This window comes from Zwartia sp. (genome assembly GCF_049655405.1).
GTDB lineage: Bacteria > Pseudomonadota > Gammaproteobacteria > Burkholderiales > Burkholderiaceae_B > Zwartia.
In genome coordinates this window covers 68,972-83,906 of the sequence record NZ_JBASJR010000012.1, presented here as the reverse complement: position 1 = coordinate 83,906, position 14,935 = coordinate 68,972, and the positions used below count along the sequence as shown (strand labels likewise).

14 protein-coding genes and 1 pseudogene are annotated in these 14,935 nt (G+C 52.8%); 8 read left to right on the top strand and 7 right to left on the bottom strand.

Annotated elements, in window-relative coordinates:
* Positions 1-35: 35 nt before the first annotated feature.
* Genes aroQ through WBJ47_RS10890 form a run of 7 tightly spaced genes read left to right on the top strand, consistent with a single transcriptional unit; the run spans position 36 to position 5,734 of the window.
* Positions 36-479: a type II 3-dehydroquinate dehydratase gene (gene aroQ, locus WBJ47_RS10920; protein ID WP_422242672.1), complete on the top strand. Its 444-nt coding sequence runs from the start codon at positions 36-38 to the stop codon at positions 477-479.
* A gap of 17 nt (positions 480-496) precedes the next feature.
* The gene (accB, locus tag WBJ47_RS10915) at positions 497-949 is read left to right on the top strand and encodes an acetyl-CoA carboxylase biotin carboxyl carrier protein (protein WP_422242673.1); all 453 of its coding nucleotides are present in this window, start codon (positions 497-499) and stop codon (positions 947-949) included.
* Position 950: 1 nt separating this feature from the next.
* Positions 951-2,300 (top strand): acetyl-CoA carboxylase biotin carboxylase subunit, encoded by a 1,350-nt coding sequence (gene accC / locus WBJ47_RS10910; RefSeq protein WP_422242674.1) that lies wholly within the window; start codon positions 951-953, stop codon positions 2,298-2,300.
* 11 nt (positions 2,301-2,311) lie between these two features.
* A complete protein-coding gene (gene prmA, locus WBJ47_RS10905) occupies positions 2,312-3,214 on the top strand; it encodes a 50S ribosomal protein L11 methyltransferase (protein ID WP_422242675.1) in 903 nt (300 codons plus the stop codon).
* 9 nt (positions 3,215-3,223) lie between these two features.
* Positions 3,224-4,255, top strand: coding sequence for a zinc-ribbon and DUF3426 domain-containing protein (locus WBJ47_RS10900; protein WP_422242676.1), 1,032 nt, complete (start codon positions 3,224-3,226; stop codon positions 4,253-4,255).
* Positions 4,256-4,265: 10 nt separating this feature from the next.
* Positions 4,266-5,207, top strand: coding sequence for a carbohydrate kinase family protein (locus tag WBJ47_RS10895; RefSeq protein ID WP_422242677.1), 942 nt, complete (start codon positions 4,266-4,268; stop codon positions 5,205-5,207).
* Positions 5,208-5,230: 23 nt separating this feature from the next.
* Positions 5,231-5,734, top strand: coding sequence for a glycine zipper 2TM domain-containing protein (locus WBJ47_RS10890; RefSeq protein ID WP_422242678.1), 504 nt, complete (start codon positions 5,231-5,233; stop codon positions 5,732-5,734).
* A 12-nt stretch (positions 5,735-5,746) separates the two neighbouring features.
* Here the strand turns inward: WBJ47_RS10890 and WBJ47_RS10885 are convergent, their stop codons facing one another.
* The 4 genes and pseudogenes from WBJ47_RS10885 to WBJ47_RS10870 form a co-directional block, all read right to left on the bottom strand.
* The gene (locus WBJ47_RS10885) at positions 5,747-6,319 is read right to left on the bottom strand and encodes a YggT family protein (protein WP_424585362.1); all 573 of its coding nucleotides are present in this window, start codon (positions 6,317-6,319) and stop codon (positions 5,747-5,749) included.
* A gap of 142 nt (positions 6,320-6,461) precedes the next feature.
* A pseudogene (locus WBJ47_RS10880) lies at positions 6,462-6,955 on the bottom strand (histone H1-like DNA-binding protein).
* A gap of 275 nt (positions 6,956-7,230) precedes the next feature.
* Positions 7,231-8,436 carry a ribonucleotide-diphosphate reductase subunit beta gene (locus WBJ47_RS10875; protein WP_422243433.1) on the bottom strand — a complete coding sequence of 402 codons (1,206 nt, stop codon included), beginning with the start codon at positions 8,434-8,436 and terminating at the stop codon, positions 7,231-7,233.
* Between the two features lie 21 nt (positions 8,437-8,457).
* Entirely contained in the window at positions 8,458-11,376 is a 2,919-nt protein-coding gene (locus tag WBJ47_RS10870) for a ribonucleoside-diphosphate reductase subunit alpha (RefSeq protein WP_422243434.1), read from the bottom strand.
* Positions 11,377-11,742: 366 nt separating this feature from the next.
* Between WBJ47_RS10870 and WBJ47_RS10865 the strand changes: the two genes are divergently transcribed.
* Positions 11,743-12,246 carry a hypothetical protein gene (locus WBJ47_RS10865; protein ID WP_422243435.1) on the top strand — a complete coding sequence of 168 codons (504 nt, stop codon included), beginning with the start codon at positions 11,743-11,745 and terminating at the stop codon, positions 12,244-12,246.
* 24 nt (positions 12,247-12,270) lie between these two features.
* Here WBJ47_RS10865 and gltX read toward each other — a convergent pair whose 3' ends face one another.
* Genes gltX through yjgA form a run of 3 tightly spaced genes read right to left on the bottom strand, consistent with a single transcriptional unit; the run spans position 12,271 to position 14,916 of the window.
* Positions 12,271-13,674, bottom strand: a complete 1,404-nt coding sequence (gene gltX / locus WBJ47_RS10860; RefSeq protein ID WP_422243436.1) for a glutamate--tRNA ligase — start codon at positions 13,672-13,674, stop codon at positions 12,271-12,273.
* 10 nt (positions 13,675-13,684) lie between these two features.
* Positions 13,685-14,359 carry an alpha/beta hydrolase gene (locus WBJ47_RS10855; RefSeq protein ID WP_422243437.1) on the bottom strand — a complete coding sequence of 225 codons (675 nt, stop codon included), beginning with the start codon at positions 14,357-14,359 and terminating at the stop codon, positions 13,685-13,687.
* Entirely contained in the window at positions 14,356-14,916 is a 561-nt protein-coding gene (yjgA, locus tag WBJ47_RS10850) for a ribosome biogenesis factor YjgA (RefSeq protein ID WP_422243438.1), read from the bottom strand. The genes WBJ47_RS10855 and yjgA overlap by 4 nt, the downstream gene beginning before the upstream one ends.
* Positions 14,917-14,935: the final 19 nt, after the last annotated feature.

Below are 14,935 nucleotides of genomic sequence, written 5' to 3'. Positions count from 1 at the left end.
AATGCGCACCTGATCATTGCTTTTGGCGATACGGCATGGCACAAAACCTTCTTGTTCTAAATGGACCCAACCTGAATATGCTCGGGTTGAGAGAGCCGCATCTCTATGGGCACACGACATTGCCACAACTAGAGTCCGGTTTGGTGGCTTTAGCGCAGACGCTCGGTGTCAAGCTCTCTACTTTTCAGAGCAATCACGAAGGTGCGTTGGTCGACCGTATTCAGCAAGCCCGTACCGACGGGACAGATTTCATCATTGTGAACGCGGGTGCTTACACGCACACGAGTGTTGCAATACGTGATGCCTTGGCGGGTGTCAGTATTGCGTTTGTAGAGGTGCATGTTTCTAACGTCTACAAGCGTGAAGAATTTCGTCATCATTCTTACCTGTCAGATTTGGCGGTTGGTGTGGTGGCAGGTCTTGGCCCCTCTGGGTATGAGGCTGCAGTACGCTTTGCCGCTCAATACGAGCTTATCTAGAACCTTATGGAAATACTATGGATCTGAGAAAACTGAAAACATTGATTGACTTGGTGGCCGAGTCTGGCATCGCCGAACTGGAAATTACAGAGGGTGAGGGCAAGGTCCGCATTGTCAAGTTTTCCCAGGCTATTCAGCCGATGGCCTATGCGCCTACACCACAATATGCGCCTCAGCCTGGTGCTGAAGTTGCCTCTGCGGCTGCGCCTGTAGCACCTGTTCCTGCGGCTGTTGTGGGTCACACGGTCAAGGCTCCGATGGTTGGCACTTTTTATCGCGCGCCTAATCCAAACTCACCTTCGTTTGTCGAAGTGGGTCAGACCGTCAAAGAAGGCGAGCCTTTGTGCATCATTGAGGCGATGAAGCTGCTCAATGAGATCGAGGCGGATAAGTCTGGTGTCATCAAGGAAATTTTGGTTCAAAACGGTGAGCCGGTCGAATATGGCCAGCCACTTTTTGTGATCGTCTGATATGTTTGAAAAGATTCTGATCGCCAACCGAGGCGAAATTGCACTGCGGATTCAACGCGCTTGCCGTGAAATGGGTATCAAGACCGTTGTGGTCCACTCAGAGGCCGATCGTGATGCCAAGTATGTGCGTCTGGCTGACGAGTCTGTCTGCATTGGCCCACCCGCGTCCCGCGATAGCTATCTCAATATGCCGGCGATCATCGCTGCAGCTGAAGTCACGGATGCCGAAGCGATTCATCCGGGTTACGGCTTCTTGTCTGAAAATGCAGATTTTGCAGATCGCGTAGAAAAGAGCGGTTTTGTTTTTATCGGACCTCGACCTGAGTCGATTCGTCTGATGGGCGACAAGGTCAGCGCAAAACACGCCATGATTGAGGCGGGTGTGCCTGTGGTGCCGGGTTCGGCGGGTGCCTTACCCGATGACCCCGCAGAGATTCTGCGTATAGCACGCGAGGTGGGATACCCAGTCATCATCAAGGCTGCAGGTGGCGGCGGTGGGCGCGGTATGCGCGTTGTCCACACGGAAGCTGCCTTGCTCAACGCCGTCACGATGACCAAATCAGAGGCGGGCGCTGCCTTTAATAACCCCGAGGTTTATCTCGAAAAGTTTCTCGAAAACCCCCGTCATATTGAAATTCAAGTGCTGGCGGATGGCGGCAAGAATGCAGTCTGGCTGGGAGAGCGCGATTGCTCAATGCAACGCCGTCACCAAAAAGTGATCGAAGAAGCGCCTGCCCCAGGGATTGATCGCAAGCTGATTGAAAAAATCGGTGAGCGCTGCGCTGAGGCCTGCCGCAAGATTGAATATCGAGGCGCAGGGACTTTTGAGTTTCTTTACGAAAACGGTGAGTTTTACTTTATTGAAATGAACACCCGAATTCAGGTTGAGCATCCTGTGACAGAATTGATCACAGGGATTGACTTGGTACAGCAGCAAATTCGTGTTGCCGCAGGGGAAAAATTTCTCTTGCGTCAAAAAGACATTACGTTCCGCGGACATGCCGTCGAGTGTCGTATCAACGCAGAAGATCCTTTTAGCTTTATGCCTAGCCCAGGTCGCATCACCAATTGGCACACCCCCGGTGGTCCAGGTGTACGAATCGACTCGCATGTATTTAATGGTTATTTTGTGCCGCCCAACTACGACTCAATGATTGCTAAGGTCATCACGTATGGTGATACGCGCGCTCAGGCTGTGGCGCGGATGTCGATTGCCTTGTCAGAAATGGTGGTCGAAGGCATTAAAACCAATATTCCTTTGCATCGCGAACTGATGGCTGACTCAAAGTTTGTTGAGGGGGGCACGAGTATTCATTATCTCGAGCACAAACTTGCCTCACGAGCTGAATAACGGAAACCACAATGCGTGAACTGGTTCTGTTGTGCCCAGGCTCTCTCGCAGAGCCACTCTCTGACGGCTTACTTGAGTCAGGCGCCTTGTCTGTGTCTGTCGAAGACGCAGACCTCGATACCGACGAAGAGCAACCGCTGTTTGGGGAACCTGGCAGCGAACCTAACACCCAAGCATGGGCGCGTAATCGTCTAGTGGTACTGTTGGCAGACGGGACTGACCCCGAGCAGTTGCTGGCGAGTGCCCGCGAGGACCTCGATACAGAAACGGACTTGCCATGGCATTTACGTCAGGTGCCTGATGCGGACTGGGTGAGACTCACACAATCACAATTTGGTCCGATCTCGGTGGGCAATCATATTCTGATCGTGCCGAGTTGGCATGCTGATCAGATGCCTGCCACACCAGAGGCCGGGCGGATCGCGATTCAATTGGATCCAGGCTTGGCTTTTGGTACAGGTAGCCATCCCACTACGCATCTTTGCCTGGAGTGGTTGGCCGATGAGCTACCCGCTGGCGCAACAGTGCTGGATTATGGTTGTGGATCTGGCATTTTGGCGATTGCAGCCAAAATGTTGGGTGCCTCAAGCGTAACGGGCGTTGATATTGATGAACAAGCGGTTCAAGCGACAGCTGCCAATGCGCTCGCCAATCAAACTGAAGTCAATGCGCAATTGCCCGAGGGCCTCATAGATGGTCAGTTCGATGTGGTCGTTGCCAATATTTTGTCTAATCCGCTGAAAGTGCTTGCACCCATGCTCTCGACGCGCGTGCGCTCCGGTGGCAGTTTAGTGTTGTCAGGCGTGCTTGAGCGACAGGCATTAGAAGTTGCAGAGGCCTACGCGCCTTGGCTGCCAATGACCGTTTGGCAGTCTCGCGATGGCTGGGTGTGTCTGGCTGGCCGCAAACCCTGAGGTGAGCGCATGAGTCTCGTGACGCGCTGTCCAAAGTGCCACAGCGATTTTGTCGTCAAGCTTGAGCAACTTCAAGCCCTTGATGGCTTGGTACGCTGTGGTGCCTGCTCGCATATTTTTGATGGCTTTGCGACATTACAAAGTCAGTTGCCGACCCTGACTCAGCGTCCAGGGCTTGGCTCGATGGGTGGCGCATCCTCTTCCGCACCCACGCTGACAGTGGCGCCTGCATCTCCGGTTATTTCAACCTCTGCTTCCACTCCTGCACCATCAGTTGCGCCTGTGCCGACAGTGCTACGTCACCGCACTGAACGCACTGAGCCACGGTCGTTTCCGGAGCCCGCCTCGCACACTGAGCGCGTTGAGCCCAGCGAGAGACCGAGAGACACTCAACGCTTTTCTTTTTCTGCTAAGTCAGCAGAGCAAGAGCAAGAGCAAGAGCAAGAGCGTTTGGACACAATGATCGTCGGGGAATCACGTTTGCGGGGAGACGGACCTTCTGTTGGTCGAACCCAGCCAGAGTTTTTGGTCGATGAGGTCGACACCCCAAGATTAAAGATGTTGTTATGGAGCCTGGGGAGTGTCTTAGCGCTTGCGCTGCTAGTGGTGCAGTTGGCTTATGTGTATCGTAACGATCTGGCGAGTATTGTGCCTGCCTGGCGTCCTGCACTAGAGTCTCTTTGCGTCAAACTGCGTTGCGAAGTCAGTTTGCGCCGACATCTTGAGCGAATTTCTGTCTCGGTCATCGCGTTCGAACGTCAGTCCGCTGTAGACCAAGAGTCTAAGTCTGCTGAAATGACTCTGAAATTCTCATTGCGTAATCGCTTTAATCAGCCGCAACCTTGGCCTTATCTTTCTCTTGAGTTGACCGATGCGTCTGGGACAGTGGTGTTGAGAAAGCGTCTGAGTCCGAATGAGTATCTGCCTGTTGTTTTGGTCGAAAAGCCTTTTGGGGCCAATCAGGAAGTCAGTCTAATGTTGCCCGTTACTGTGACAGGATTACAGATTAACGGCTATTCGCTTAAACCATTTTTTCCTTGAGGCATTTAGCATGACAGCGTCAGTTTTGATTTGTGGTTCAGTCGCTTTCGATACGATCGCAGTCTTTGAAGGGCAGTTTAAAGAGCATATTTTGCCTGACCGGATTCATGCCTTAAGTGTGTCTTTTTTAGTGCCCCGTATGCGTCGAGAGTTTGGTGGGTGTGCGGGCAATATTGCATACAACCTTAAACTTCTTGGTGGTCATCCTATTCCTGTGGCAACAGTGGGCGATGACGCGAATGATTATTTGCAGCGCTTTAAGCAGCTGGGAATCGACGTCAATATGATTCGTAGCTTGCCAGACACGTTGACTGCCCAATGTTTCATTACAACCGATCTCGATGACAATCAAATCTCAGCGTTTCATCCTGGCGCGATGGATCGCTCCTCTGAAAACGATTTGACGGGTCATCAGGCTGCTTGGGCGATCGTGGCCCCCGACTCAAAAGCGGGCATGGTCGCACATGCCAAGCGATTGCATGCGCAAGGTACACCGTTTATTTTTGATCTGGGACAGGCCATGCCTCTGTTTGATGGTGAAGACATCAAACAGATGATTAGTCTAGCGCAGGCACTGACGGTGAATGATTACGAAGCAAGCGTGGTTGAGCAACGTACTGGCAAGAGTATTGCTGAATTAGCCCAGGGCTTGCGCGCAGTCGTCGTGACCCGCGGCTCTGCGGGGGCGACGCTTTATACCGAGGGGCAAGAGCATCATATTGATCCCGTGGCGCCCCAGGGTCTGGTCGACCCGACTGGTTGCGGCGATGCGCATCGCGCGGGCTTGCTATACGGTCTGACACAAGGTTGGACGTGGATCGATGCCTGTAAACTCGGTAATCTGATGGGTTCGATCAAGATTGCATCGCGTGGTCCTCAAAATCATGCACCGAGCCGAGCCGAAATAAACGCTATGCTCAAAGGTCAGTTCAATTTGCAACTGCCTGTTTAAGCGAATTTGAAGGGAATTTTGCGATGAATAAATCAATACTCTCCACCAATTTAAGCGCCCGCTTGTTTGTCAGTGCATGTGCCCTATCGGCGGTGGTTCTTGTTTCTGGCTGCGCAAAGCCCTCGGCTTCTGCCAATGTCTACAACTACAACCAAACTCAACGCGACCAAATCGTGCGTAATGGAACGGTGATTAATGTTCGACCGATCACGATCCAGAGTGACCAGACTTCTGGGGTAGGCGCGATTGCTGGCGGTGCTGTCGGTGGTGTGGCCGGCAGTGCGGTTGGAGGTGGGACGGGTCGCACGTTAGCGATTATTGGTGGCGCGATTTTGGGCGCGCTGGCTGGTAATGCTGTCGAAGATCAGGTGGGTAAAAAAGACGGACTGGAAATTTCAGTGCGTTTGGATAATGGCGAGACGCGTGTGATTGCTCAGGAGGCTGACTTGCCGATCATGATGAATCAGCGTGTCCAGGTCATTAGTGGAGCAGGGCCCACACGTGTGGTGCCGCTCACACAGAACTAAATCCTCTAAACGCTAGAGAATAAATAGCGGGAAGAGTTGGTAGGTGATGCGGTTAACCACCATGATGGCGATTTGAGCCAAGATCAACAGTACGATGGGCGACAAGTCAAAACCGCCCAGATTTGGCAAGATGCGACGGATGGGTTCGAGCAGCGGACCTGTCATCGTGCGCAACACGGGCATGATCGTTGCCATCGGGTTGACCCATGACAGTACGGCCTGAATCAAAGTCAGCCAAACAATCAAATTGAGCGCCCAGCGCGCAACAGTTGCGAAGCCTGCGCCAATCACACCAGGTATGAGTTTGACAGGCAACATGCTGGTGGTCGATACCAGCCACAATAAAACGAGATACACCACTGCAACGATCAGGGCGCCAAGCAGGCTGGCCCAGTCTGTCCCACCGCCTGTAGGCACCACGCGGCGGAGCGGCGTGACGAGCCAGTTGGTCGCCTGGATAATCGCTTGAGAAATGGGGTTGAAGGGGTGTAGTTTGACCGCATGCAACCAAGCGCGCGCTAAAAGCACCGCACCGATGAGCGTAAAAACAATATCAAGAACAAAGCGGAGTATTTCGCCAATCATAAAGAATCTGTCCCGAGTGGAGAAACAAGGTCACCATTGTCGCACGCGAGTCTCTGCTCGCACCAGCGGAAACAGAGTGGTGTGTACAAAAAAGCCGCCTGGCGAACCAGGCGGCTAGGTCTAACTTACCTCAGCTAAAAGCTCAGGGACGGCCACCCGTAGGAAAAGGCCAAGACGCAGCAGGATTCAGGGCAGTTTTTGCACCTGGAGCTGCGGCTGTCGAGGGGGCAGCGGCTGCCGGCTTTTTAGCAGCGGGTTTTTTAACTATTTTTTTTTTGCAGCAACTTTTGTAGCTGCTGGCTTTTTAGCAACGGCTTTTTTGGCCGCAGGCTTAGCTGCTACTTTTTTGACTGCAGGCTTCTTTGCTGCAACTTTTTTGACTGCTTTTTTAGCAACGACTTTCTTTGCTGCAGGCTTTTTAGCGGCGACTTTTTTCGCTGCTGGCTTTTTAGCCGCTGCTTTTTTCGCTACTTTCTTGACTGCTTTTTTAGCAACGACTTTCTTTGCTGCAGGCTTCTTAGCAGCAACTTTCTTTACTGCTGCTGGCTTCTTTGCAACGACTTTTTTAGCTGCAACTGGCTTCTTTGCTGCGGCTTTTTTCACTGCTTTTTTTGCTGCTTTTTTGGCTGTTGCCATGGTAATACTCCTTAGTTCAGGGTCCCAAACATTAAAACCCGTGCTCGACTCCGCCCACCATGGGAGGATGTTTCGCCCGAGTTATTCATCGTCACAAGCCACTACCAGACAGCGGTAGCATGTTGATTTGTGCTGATGAATCCGGCACAGCCATTTGAACTGCCTCCCGTTGGGACGCGAACCAATTCAAATGGCACCAGCTGGCGGGGTGAGCCGCCGACTGGAAAGTACAAAGTGAGATTGAAACTCTGACTAGAGACTTATTCCCAATTGGCTTATTCCCAATTGAGGGCGCCTCCGGTCTGATACTCAATCACACGTGTTTCAAAGAAATTGCGTTCCTTCTTTAGGTCAATCATTTCTGCCATCCAAGGAAAGGGATTTTCTTCTTGGGCGAACAGAGGTTCGATGCCGATCTGCTGGCAACGACGATTAGCGATAAAGCGCAGGTACGACTTAAACATGGGCGCATTCAGACCCAACACGCCACGTGGCATGGTGTCTTCGGCGTAAGCATATTCAAGATCGACCGCTTTGGCGAACAGCGCGCGAATTTCTTCGCGGAAGGCTGGCGTCCAGAGTTGTGGGTTTTCGAGCTTGATGGTGTTGATCAGATCGATACCGAAATTGCAGTGCATGGACTCATCGCGCAGGATGTACATGTATTGCTCGGCGGCGCCGGTCATTTTATTTTGACGACCCAGCGCAAGAATCTGGGTAAAGCCTACATAAAAGAACAAGCCTTCCATCAGGCAAGCAAACACAATCAGGGACTTCAACAGCGTCTGATCCGCTTCGAGTGTGCCGGTTTTGAAGTTCGGGTCTGCGATCGCGTCAATAAAAGGGATCAGGAACTGATCTTTGGCGCGAATCGAAGGAACTTCGTTGTAAGCGTTGAAAATTTCGGACTCATCGAGATCCAGACTTTCAACGATGTATTGGTAAGCGTGCGTATGGATGGCCTCTTCGAATGCTTGGCGCAGTAAAAACTGGCGGCATTCGGGAGCCGTGATGTGGCGATAGGTGCCCAGCACGATATTGTTGGCGGCCAAAGAGTCTGCCGTCACAAAGAAACCGAGGTTGCGCTTGATAATACGGCGTTCGTCTTCAGTCAGTCCGGTTGGATTTTTCCAAAGCGCGATGTCGCGCGACATATTGATCTCTTGCGGCATCCAGTGGTTGGCGCAGGTCGCGATGTATTTTTCCCAAGCCCATTTGTATTTGAAGGGCACGAGTTGGTTGACATCGGTCTGACCGTTGATGATGCGCTTGTCGGCAACATTGACGCGTCTTGCAGGATCCGTTGCAACAGGTGACTGTGTCAGGCCGGGCGTTGGTAAAGCAGTATCGCCAAAAACGCCTGTAGCTGCACGCGCAGACATGGAGGCAGCGAGTGATGCGGGTTGTACGGAGGAAAGCGCCCCACCCAAGCCAACTGGCGGGGTGGTTGCGGTCGTAGGTTCGTCGTTCCAGCTAAGCATGATATTTTTTTCCGGTGGCGGTTATTGGCAAGCTTCGCACTCTTCGAAACCTGGATCGCCAGGTCTCATGGTGCAGGCCGCTCCGAGAATTTCGGGGTCGGGTAGTGCGGGGGCTGCTGTCGAGGCAAACGTGCCGCTGGTCGAGCCAGCACCTGCTACGTTGACCGCATTGAGCTCGCCACCGCGCCCAGTTGATTTTTCAGCGCTCGTTGCGCCAAGCGTACGCAGGTAATAAGTGGTTTTGAGACCACGCAACCATGCAAGCTTGTAGGTGTCATCGAGTTTCTTGCCGGAGGCGCCCGCCATATAGATGTTGAGCGACTGCGCTTGATCGATCCACTTTTGACGGCGTGCAGCACATTCGACGATCCAGTTAGGTTCGACTTCAAAAGCTGTAGCGTATAGGGTGCGCAAATCGGCCGGGACGCGATCTATGCGGGATAAGCTGCCGTCGAAATATTTAAGATCGGCGACCATTACTTCATCCCAGAGGCCAAGTTTTTTGAGGTCACGAACAAGGTGTTCGTTGACAACAATGAACTCGCCGGAGAGGTTCGATTTAACGTACAAGTTTTGATAAGTTGGCTCGATGCACGCGGACACGCCAATAATATTCGAAATTGTTGCTGTTGGGGCAATTGCAACGCAATTTGAATTGCGCATACCTTGTCGTTTGATGCGTTCACGCAACGAATCCCAATCCATCGTGCTGGATTCATCGACTTCAACATAGCCACCACGATGTTCACGCAACAGTGCAATCGAGTCATGCGGCAAGATACCGCGTGACCACAACGAACCTTCGAAGCTTGCGTAACGGCCGCGCTCTGCTGCGAGATCGCTTGAGGCGCTGTAGGCGTAATAGCAAACGGCTTCCATTGAGCGATCAGCAAATTCGATTGCATCTTGTGAAGCGTAAGGCACGCGCATCAAATGCAAGCAGTCTTGAAAGCCCATCATGCCCATGCCCACAGGACGGTGACGCACGTTGGAGTTACGTGCTTTCGCGACAGCGTAGTAGTTGATGTCGATCACGTTATCGAGCATGCGCATGGCGATCTTGATTGTGCGCTGAAGCTTGTCATGATCAAGTGTCAGCGTGCCGTCAGCGTTTTGTTTCAAGTGAGCAGGCAGATTGACTGAGCCCAAGTTACACACTGCAATTTCTGTATCGTTGGTATTGAGCGTGATCTCTGTACACAGATTTGAGCTGTGCACGACGCCGACGTGCTGCTGTGGCGAGCGGATGTTGCAAGGATCTTTGAAAGTGATCCATGGATGACCTGTTTCAAACAGCATTGACAGCATTTTGCGCCAGAGATTGGTCGCAGGCATTTTCTTGAACAAGGTCAATTCGCCGCGCGCAGCTTTTTCTTCGTAGCCGACATAGGCTTTTTCAAACTCAACACCGACTTTTTCGTGCAGGTCTGGGCAGTCGGAGGGTGAGAATAGTGTCCAGTCTCCTCCCTCGATCACGCGCTTCATGAACAGGTCGGGAATCCAGTTGGCAGTATTCATGTCGTGTGTACGACGGCGTTCATCGCCTGTGTTTTTGCGCAACTCCAGAAATTCTTCGATGTCCAAGTGCCAGGACTCGAGGTAGCAACATACCGCACCTTTGCGTTTGCCGCCTTGGTTGACCGCGACAGCCGTGTCGTTAACCACTTTAAGGAAGGGCACAACGCCTTGGCTTTCGCCATTGGTGCCTTTGATGTGACTGCGCATGGCGCGCACAGGTGTCCAGTCATTGCCCAAGCCGCCGGCGTATTTAGCCAACAATGCATTTTCTTTGATGGCTTCGTAGATGCCGTCCAAGTTGTCAGACACAGTGGTGAGATAGCAAGATGACAGCTGTGAATGCAGCGTACCCGCATTGAACAGTGTTGGGGTGGAGCTCATGAAGTCGAAGGACGACAGAATCTGATAGAACTCGATCGCGCGCGTTTCACGATCGACTTCACCAATCGCCAAGCCCATTGCCACGCGCATGAAAAACACTTGTGGGAGTTCGATGCGCTGACCGCGAATGTGCAGGAAGTAGCGGTCATACAGGGTCTGCAGACCTAAATAATCAAACTGCAGGTCGCGGCTGGCATCAAGTGCTGCAGCCAGACGTGGCAGGTCATAGCGTGAGAGTTCGGAGTTAAGCAGGCCTGCTTCGACGCCGCGTTTGATAAAGGTTGGGAAGTATGTGGCATAGCGAGTGGCCATGTCTTCTTGAGAGGCTTCCTCTGACAAAACTTCTTTGCGGATCGTATGCAGCAACAGGCGAGCCGTCACTTTGCTATAAGCAGGGTCGTTTTCGACCATTGAGCGCGCAGCCAAGATTGCGGACTTGTAGACTTCGTCGACAGGCACGCCGTCGTAAATGTTCTTGAGTGTCTCGCGCTGAATCGCAGCGGTGTCAACAAAGTCGCCCAAACCAAAGCCTGCAGACTCGATCGTGGCCTGAAGCTTGGCGAGATCCAGCGGCTTGCGCACGCCGCCATCCATGACGTGCAGTGTGGTGGCTTGTGCAGGAGCTTGCTCGATATTTGCTTTCGCACGCTCTTGCGCGCGACGCTCGCGATACAGTACGTAAGATCTTGCGACGTCATGCTCGCCAGAGCGCATCAAGGAAAGTTCGACAGCATCCTGGATGTCTTCGATATGGAACGTGCCACCATTTGGGCGGCTGCGCACCAGCGCTTGAACGACTTGGTGTGTGAGTGAATCGACGAGCTCGCGGACGCGAGCTGATGCTGCGCCTTGACCACCATTGACGGCTAAGAAAGCCTTTGTCATGGCGATGCCAATTTTGCTAGGCTCGAAATTGACCACCGCGCCGTTGCGGCGAATGATGTGATATTGCGTCCAAGTGGCCTCGGTAATCGGCGCGTTTGGTTGGGAGAACTGCGGTGTGGCTTCGCGGTGCGACACGGTGCTGGTAGAAGTTTGCATTTGGGCTCCTGCAAGGTGAGTAGGGCACACGCCCCACTCGAATTCGGTCATGGCAAATCACGTAGTCAATCAGGAGGCCTGCGTAAAGAGCTATTTGGCATCTTGGCAAGCGACCACTACATGTAGTGTTTTATTATCTAATGGATACTAATTCTAGTGTTTGTAACGAAGCTAGGCAATATTTAAATTTATTATTTTTTTACTATCGTTAACCCTATGTTTTGAAAAAGTGTGGCGTAAAAGCCAATTCCACCGCTTTGGGAAATAGGATTTTTGTTAAATCACTAAAGAGGTTACTGTTTTTTACTAAATATGTAGCACTATTCCACTTACGTATTCCGTTTCTGATGTTGCTTTGAGGTGTTGATGTCCAATCATGGGTTCTTGCGCTGGTCTGCAGCGGCTGTTTGTTTAATGTTGGCTGGCTGCGGGATTCCGCGTCCATCTGATTCTTTGCTATTGCTTGCACCAGAAAACTTACCCGAGCCTGTCTGCGTAGCGCCGGCGGCAGGGCAGTCCCTGACGGGCGTTTGGTACGTCGTGCGTAAACAAGCGGATGTCGCCGGTGAAGTTCAGACTCTGTTGACGCTGACAGCAGATGGAAAAATGCGACAGCAGATTCGTGTCAAGCAGGGACGTAATATTCGCTCTGAGCTCCGGGAAACCGGCTGTTGGGAGGCACCACAAGGAAAACTTGTGTTGCGCATTAGCCGTTCCAACGGTGAAATGGTGGACTACCGCGACCCGATGTACACGCTCACCTACCTAATAGAGCGTAACGACGCCCGCCGGGTCGTCTTTCGTGAGGACAAGCCTGGCAGCAAGCCCATCACGGGACAGCGTGTTCAAGACAGCTTTAGGTTGATGTAAGTCTCTCGCGCTAGACGAGCGACGTCAAACTAAGGCAAGTCTTTCGAGAACGGTACTTTTTCCTAGGATTTCCAGCACGGCATCAATCGCAGGTGTTTGCGTGGTGCCTGCCACGGCGACGCGCAAAGGAATGGCAAGCTGAGGCATCTTGAGGCCATGTGTCGCCAAAGTCGATTTCACTAAAGCACCGATTGACGCTCGTGTCCACTCCAAGGTGACGGACTGAGCGGCGAAATCCTTTAAAACAATACGCGCTGCTTCAGTCAGATGCTGTGCCACGAGCTCTGGCGCAGCTGGTTGAAACGCACCACAAAACAACATCGCACTCTCGGCGAGTTGCTCGAGTGTCTCTGCGCGATCTTTGAGCAAAGCAACCACTTGAGTTAAATCGATTTTTTGCGTGTCTCCACCGCGGGCAGTGATGCGAGGCGCCACCGCTTGAGCAAGCACGGCATCATCGCTCTGCTTAATATAGTGCGCATTGACCCAGTTCAGTTTTTTGGGATCCCACTGCGCTGCGGACTTGGATAAATGTTGCGGATCAAACCACGCGACGAGTTGTTCACGTGAAAACAGCTCGTCATCGCCGTGACTCCACCCCAAGCGAGCCAAGTAATTGATCATGGCCTCGGGTAAGTATCCGTCTCGGTCATATTCCATCACACTGACTGCGCCATGGCGCTTGGAAAGCTTTTCGCCGTCAGGACCCAAAATCATTGGTACGTGTCCGTACTCTGGAACAGGCGCGCCGAGGGCTCGCAAAATCGTGATTTGTCGAGGTGTGTTGTTGACATGGTCATCACCACGCAGCACGTGGGTAATACGCATGTCCCAGTCATCCACTACCACGCAAAAGTTGTAGGTCGGCGTGCCGTCAGGCCGTGCGATGACGAGATCATCGAGTTCGCTGTTGTCAAAAGTGATGGGACCTTTGACCATGTCGACCCAGCCGGTCGCGCCATCCTGTGGGCTTTTAAAGCGCACGACTGGCTTGCGATCTGCTGGGATGGCAGGCAAGGTTTTGCCGGGTTCGGGACGCCAAGTGCCGTCATACCGTGGTTTTTGACCGAGCGCGCGGGCGCGTTCGCGCATCTCGTCCACCTCGGCAGGAGAGCTGTAGCAGTGGTAGGCGGTGCCTTCTGCGAGCATCTTGGCCACAACCGCACGGTAGCGATCCATGTGCTGCATTTGATAAAAAGGACCTTCGTCAGGCGTGAGCCCCAGCCAAGCCATGCCGTCTAAGATCGCTTGCACCGCTTCAGGCGTTGACCGCTCGAGGTCAGTGTCTTCGACACGCAAAATAAAGGTGCCACCAAAATGTCTGGCGTAAGCCCAGGAAAACAAAGCTGTGCGGGCGCCACCCAAGTGGAGAAAACCAGTGGGAGAGGGCGCAAAGCGTGTGCGAACGGGTGTTGAAGCGGAGGACATAGAAAACCTTTTAAATCAGCACGCTTTGTAAAAAACGTGAAATATCGTGAATCTCTTCGGCGCAAACAGAGTGCTGCATCGGATAAGTGTGCCACTGGACGGGATAGCCCAGCGCGACAAGTTTGGCGCGTGAGGCCTCTGCTCGCTCGAGCACGACGACAGGATCATGCGTGCCATGCGCCAAAAAGATTGGTGTGTCGGTATTGGCGGAATGACGCTCATTGTCTGATAAATCAATCAGAGGCAAATAACCTGACAGGCCCATCAAACCTGCGAGCTTGCTGGGTAAACGTATGCCTGTGTGCAGTGTCATGGCGCAGCCTTGCGAAAAGCCGGCTAGCACGATGCGTTCGGTCGGAATGCCACGCGCATTTTCTCTTGCGATCAACGCTTGTATCAAGCGCTCGGACGAACGGATACCTGATTCGTCCTCTCGCTTGACGAGGTTGGGCGTCAAAATGTCATACCAAGAGCGCATCGCCATGCCACCGTTGATGGTGACGGGTTGAATGGTGGCGTGCGGAAAGACAAAGCGAACGGATAGCGAAGCGGGCAAGCGCAGCTCGGGTACGATGGGTGCAAAGTCATGGCCGTCGGCACCCAGGCCGTGTAACCAAATGACGCTATGCGTGGGTTGAGAACCTGTGTTGTGTTCAGCACAGTCAAGCAGGGCGTCTGTGGTCATGCTTCAGTGTCCGGATCTTGAAGAGTTTTGAGCGCCTGAAATAGTGCGCGGTAATGTTTGCGTTGTGGCTCTTGGCCTTGGCGTAGCGACTCGTTGGCTGTGGCTTCTTTGCGCCCCTCGCGGATGAGTGTGCGGATGTGCTGAATATCCGCATGTGGATATTTTTGCAACAAAACAGTGAGTGCGGCATCTTCTTTGAGGAGGCGGTCGCGCAAGGCTTCGAGGCGATGCATGGCCTGCGTTTGCACGCGAGAGCCATTTTTCCATGTATCCAGAAGGACGCGGATCTCCTCTGCGGGCGCATCCCGCATGAGCTTGCCGACATAGTGAATCTGTCTACGCAGGCCTTCGCGGCTGGTGGTGCGCTGCGCTAAGCGGACCGCATCATAGAGGCGTTCTGATAAAGGCAGTTGTTTAAGACGCTCCGGGGACAAGTCCACCAGCTCGCGTCCAAGGTCGACCAAAGCGTGCATGTCGCGTTTTAATTGCGACTTGCTTGGGCCGTCATATGGGGACTCATCGGTCCCGTCAGGTGTTTGAGGTAATTCTTGTGTCATAGAGCTATCATAAAGCCTC

Coding starts and splice junctions, on each gene's coding strand:
- aroQ (WP_422242672.1), top strand. CDS start 36: ATGGCACAAAACCTTCTTGTTCTAAATGGACCCAACCTGAATATGCTC.
- accB (WP_422242673.1), top strand. CDS start 497: ATGGATCTGAGAAAACTGAAAACATTGATTGACTTGGTGGCCGAGTCT.
- accC (WP_422242674.1), top strand. CDS start 951: ATGTTTGAAAAGATTCTGATCGCCAACCGAGGCGAAATTGCACTGCGG.
- prmA (WP_422242675.1), top strand. CDS start 2,312: ATGCGTGAACTGGTTCTGTTGTGCCCAGGCTCTCTCGCAGAGCCACTC.
- WBJ47_RS10900 (WP_422242676.1), top strand. CDS start 3,224: ATGAGTCTCGTGACGCGCTGTCCAAAGTGCCACAGCGATTTTGTCGTC.
- WBJ47_RS10895 (WP_422242677.1), top strand. CDS start 4,266: ATGACAGCGTCAGTTTTGATTTGTGGTTCAGTCGCTTTCGATACGATC.
- WBJ47_RS10890 (WP_422242678.1), top strand. CDS start 5,231: ATGAATAAATCAATACTCTCCACCAATTTAAGCGCCCGCTTGTTTGTC.
- WBJ47_RS10885 (WP_424585362.1), bottom strand. CDS start 6,319: ATGATTGGCGAAATACTCCGCTTTGTTCTTGATATTGTTTTTACGCTC.
- WBJ47_RS10875 (WP_422243433.1), bottom strand. CDS start 8,436: ATGCTTAGCTGGAACGACGAACCTACGACCGCAACCACCCCGCCAGTT.
- WBJ47_RS10870 (WP_422243434.1), bottom strand. CDS start 11,376: ATGCAAACTTCTACCAGCACCGTGTCGCACCGCGAAGCCACACCGCAG.
- WBJ47_RS10865 (WP_422243435.1), top strand. CDS start 11,743: ATGTCCAATCATGGGTTCTTGCGCTGGTCTGCAGCGGCTGTTTGTTTA.
- gltX (WP_422243436.1), bottom strand. CDS start 13,674: ATGTCCTCCGCTTCAACACCCGTTCGCACACGCTTTGCGCCCTCTCCC.
- WBJ47_RS10855 (WP_422243437.1), bottom strand. CDS start 14,359: ATGACCACAGACGCCCTGCTTGACTGTGCTGAACACAACACAGGTTCT.
- yjgA (WP_422243438.1), bottom strand. CDS start 14,916: ATGACACAAGAATTACCTCAAACACCTGACGGGACCGATGAGTCCCCA.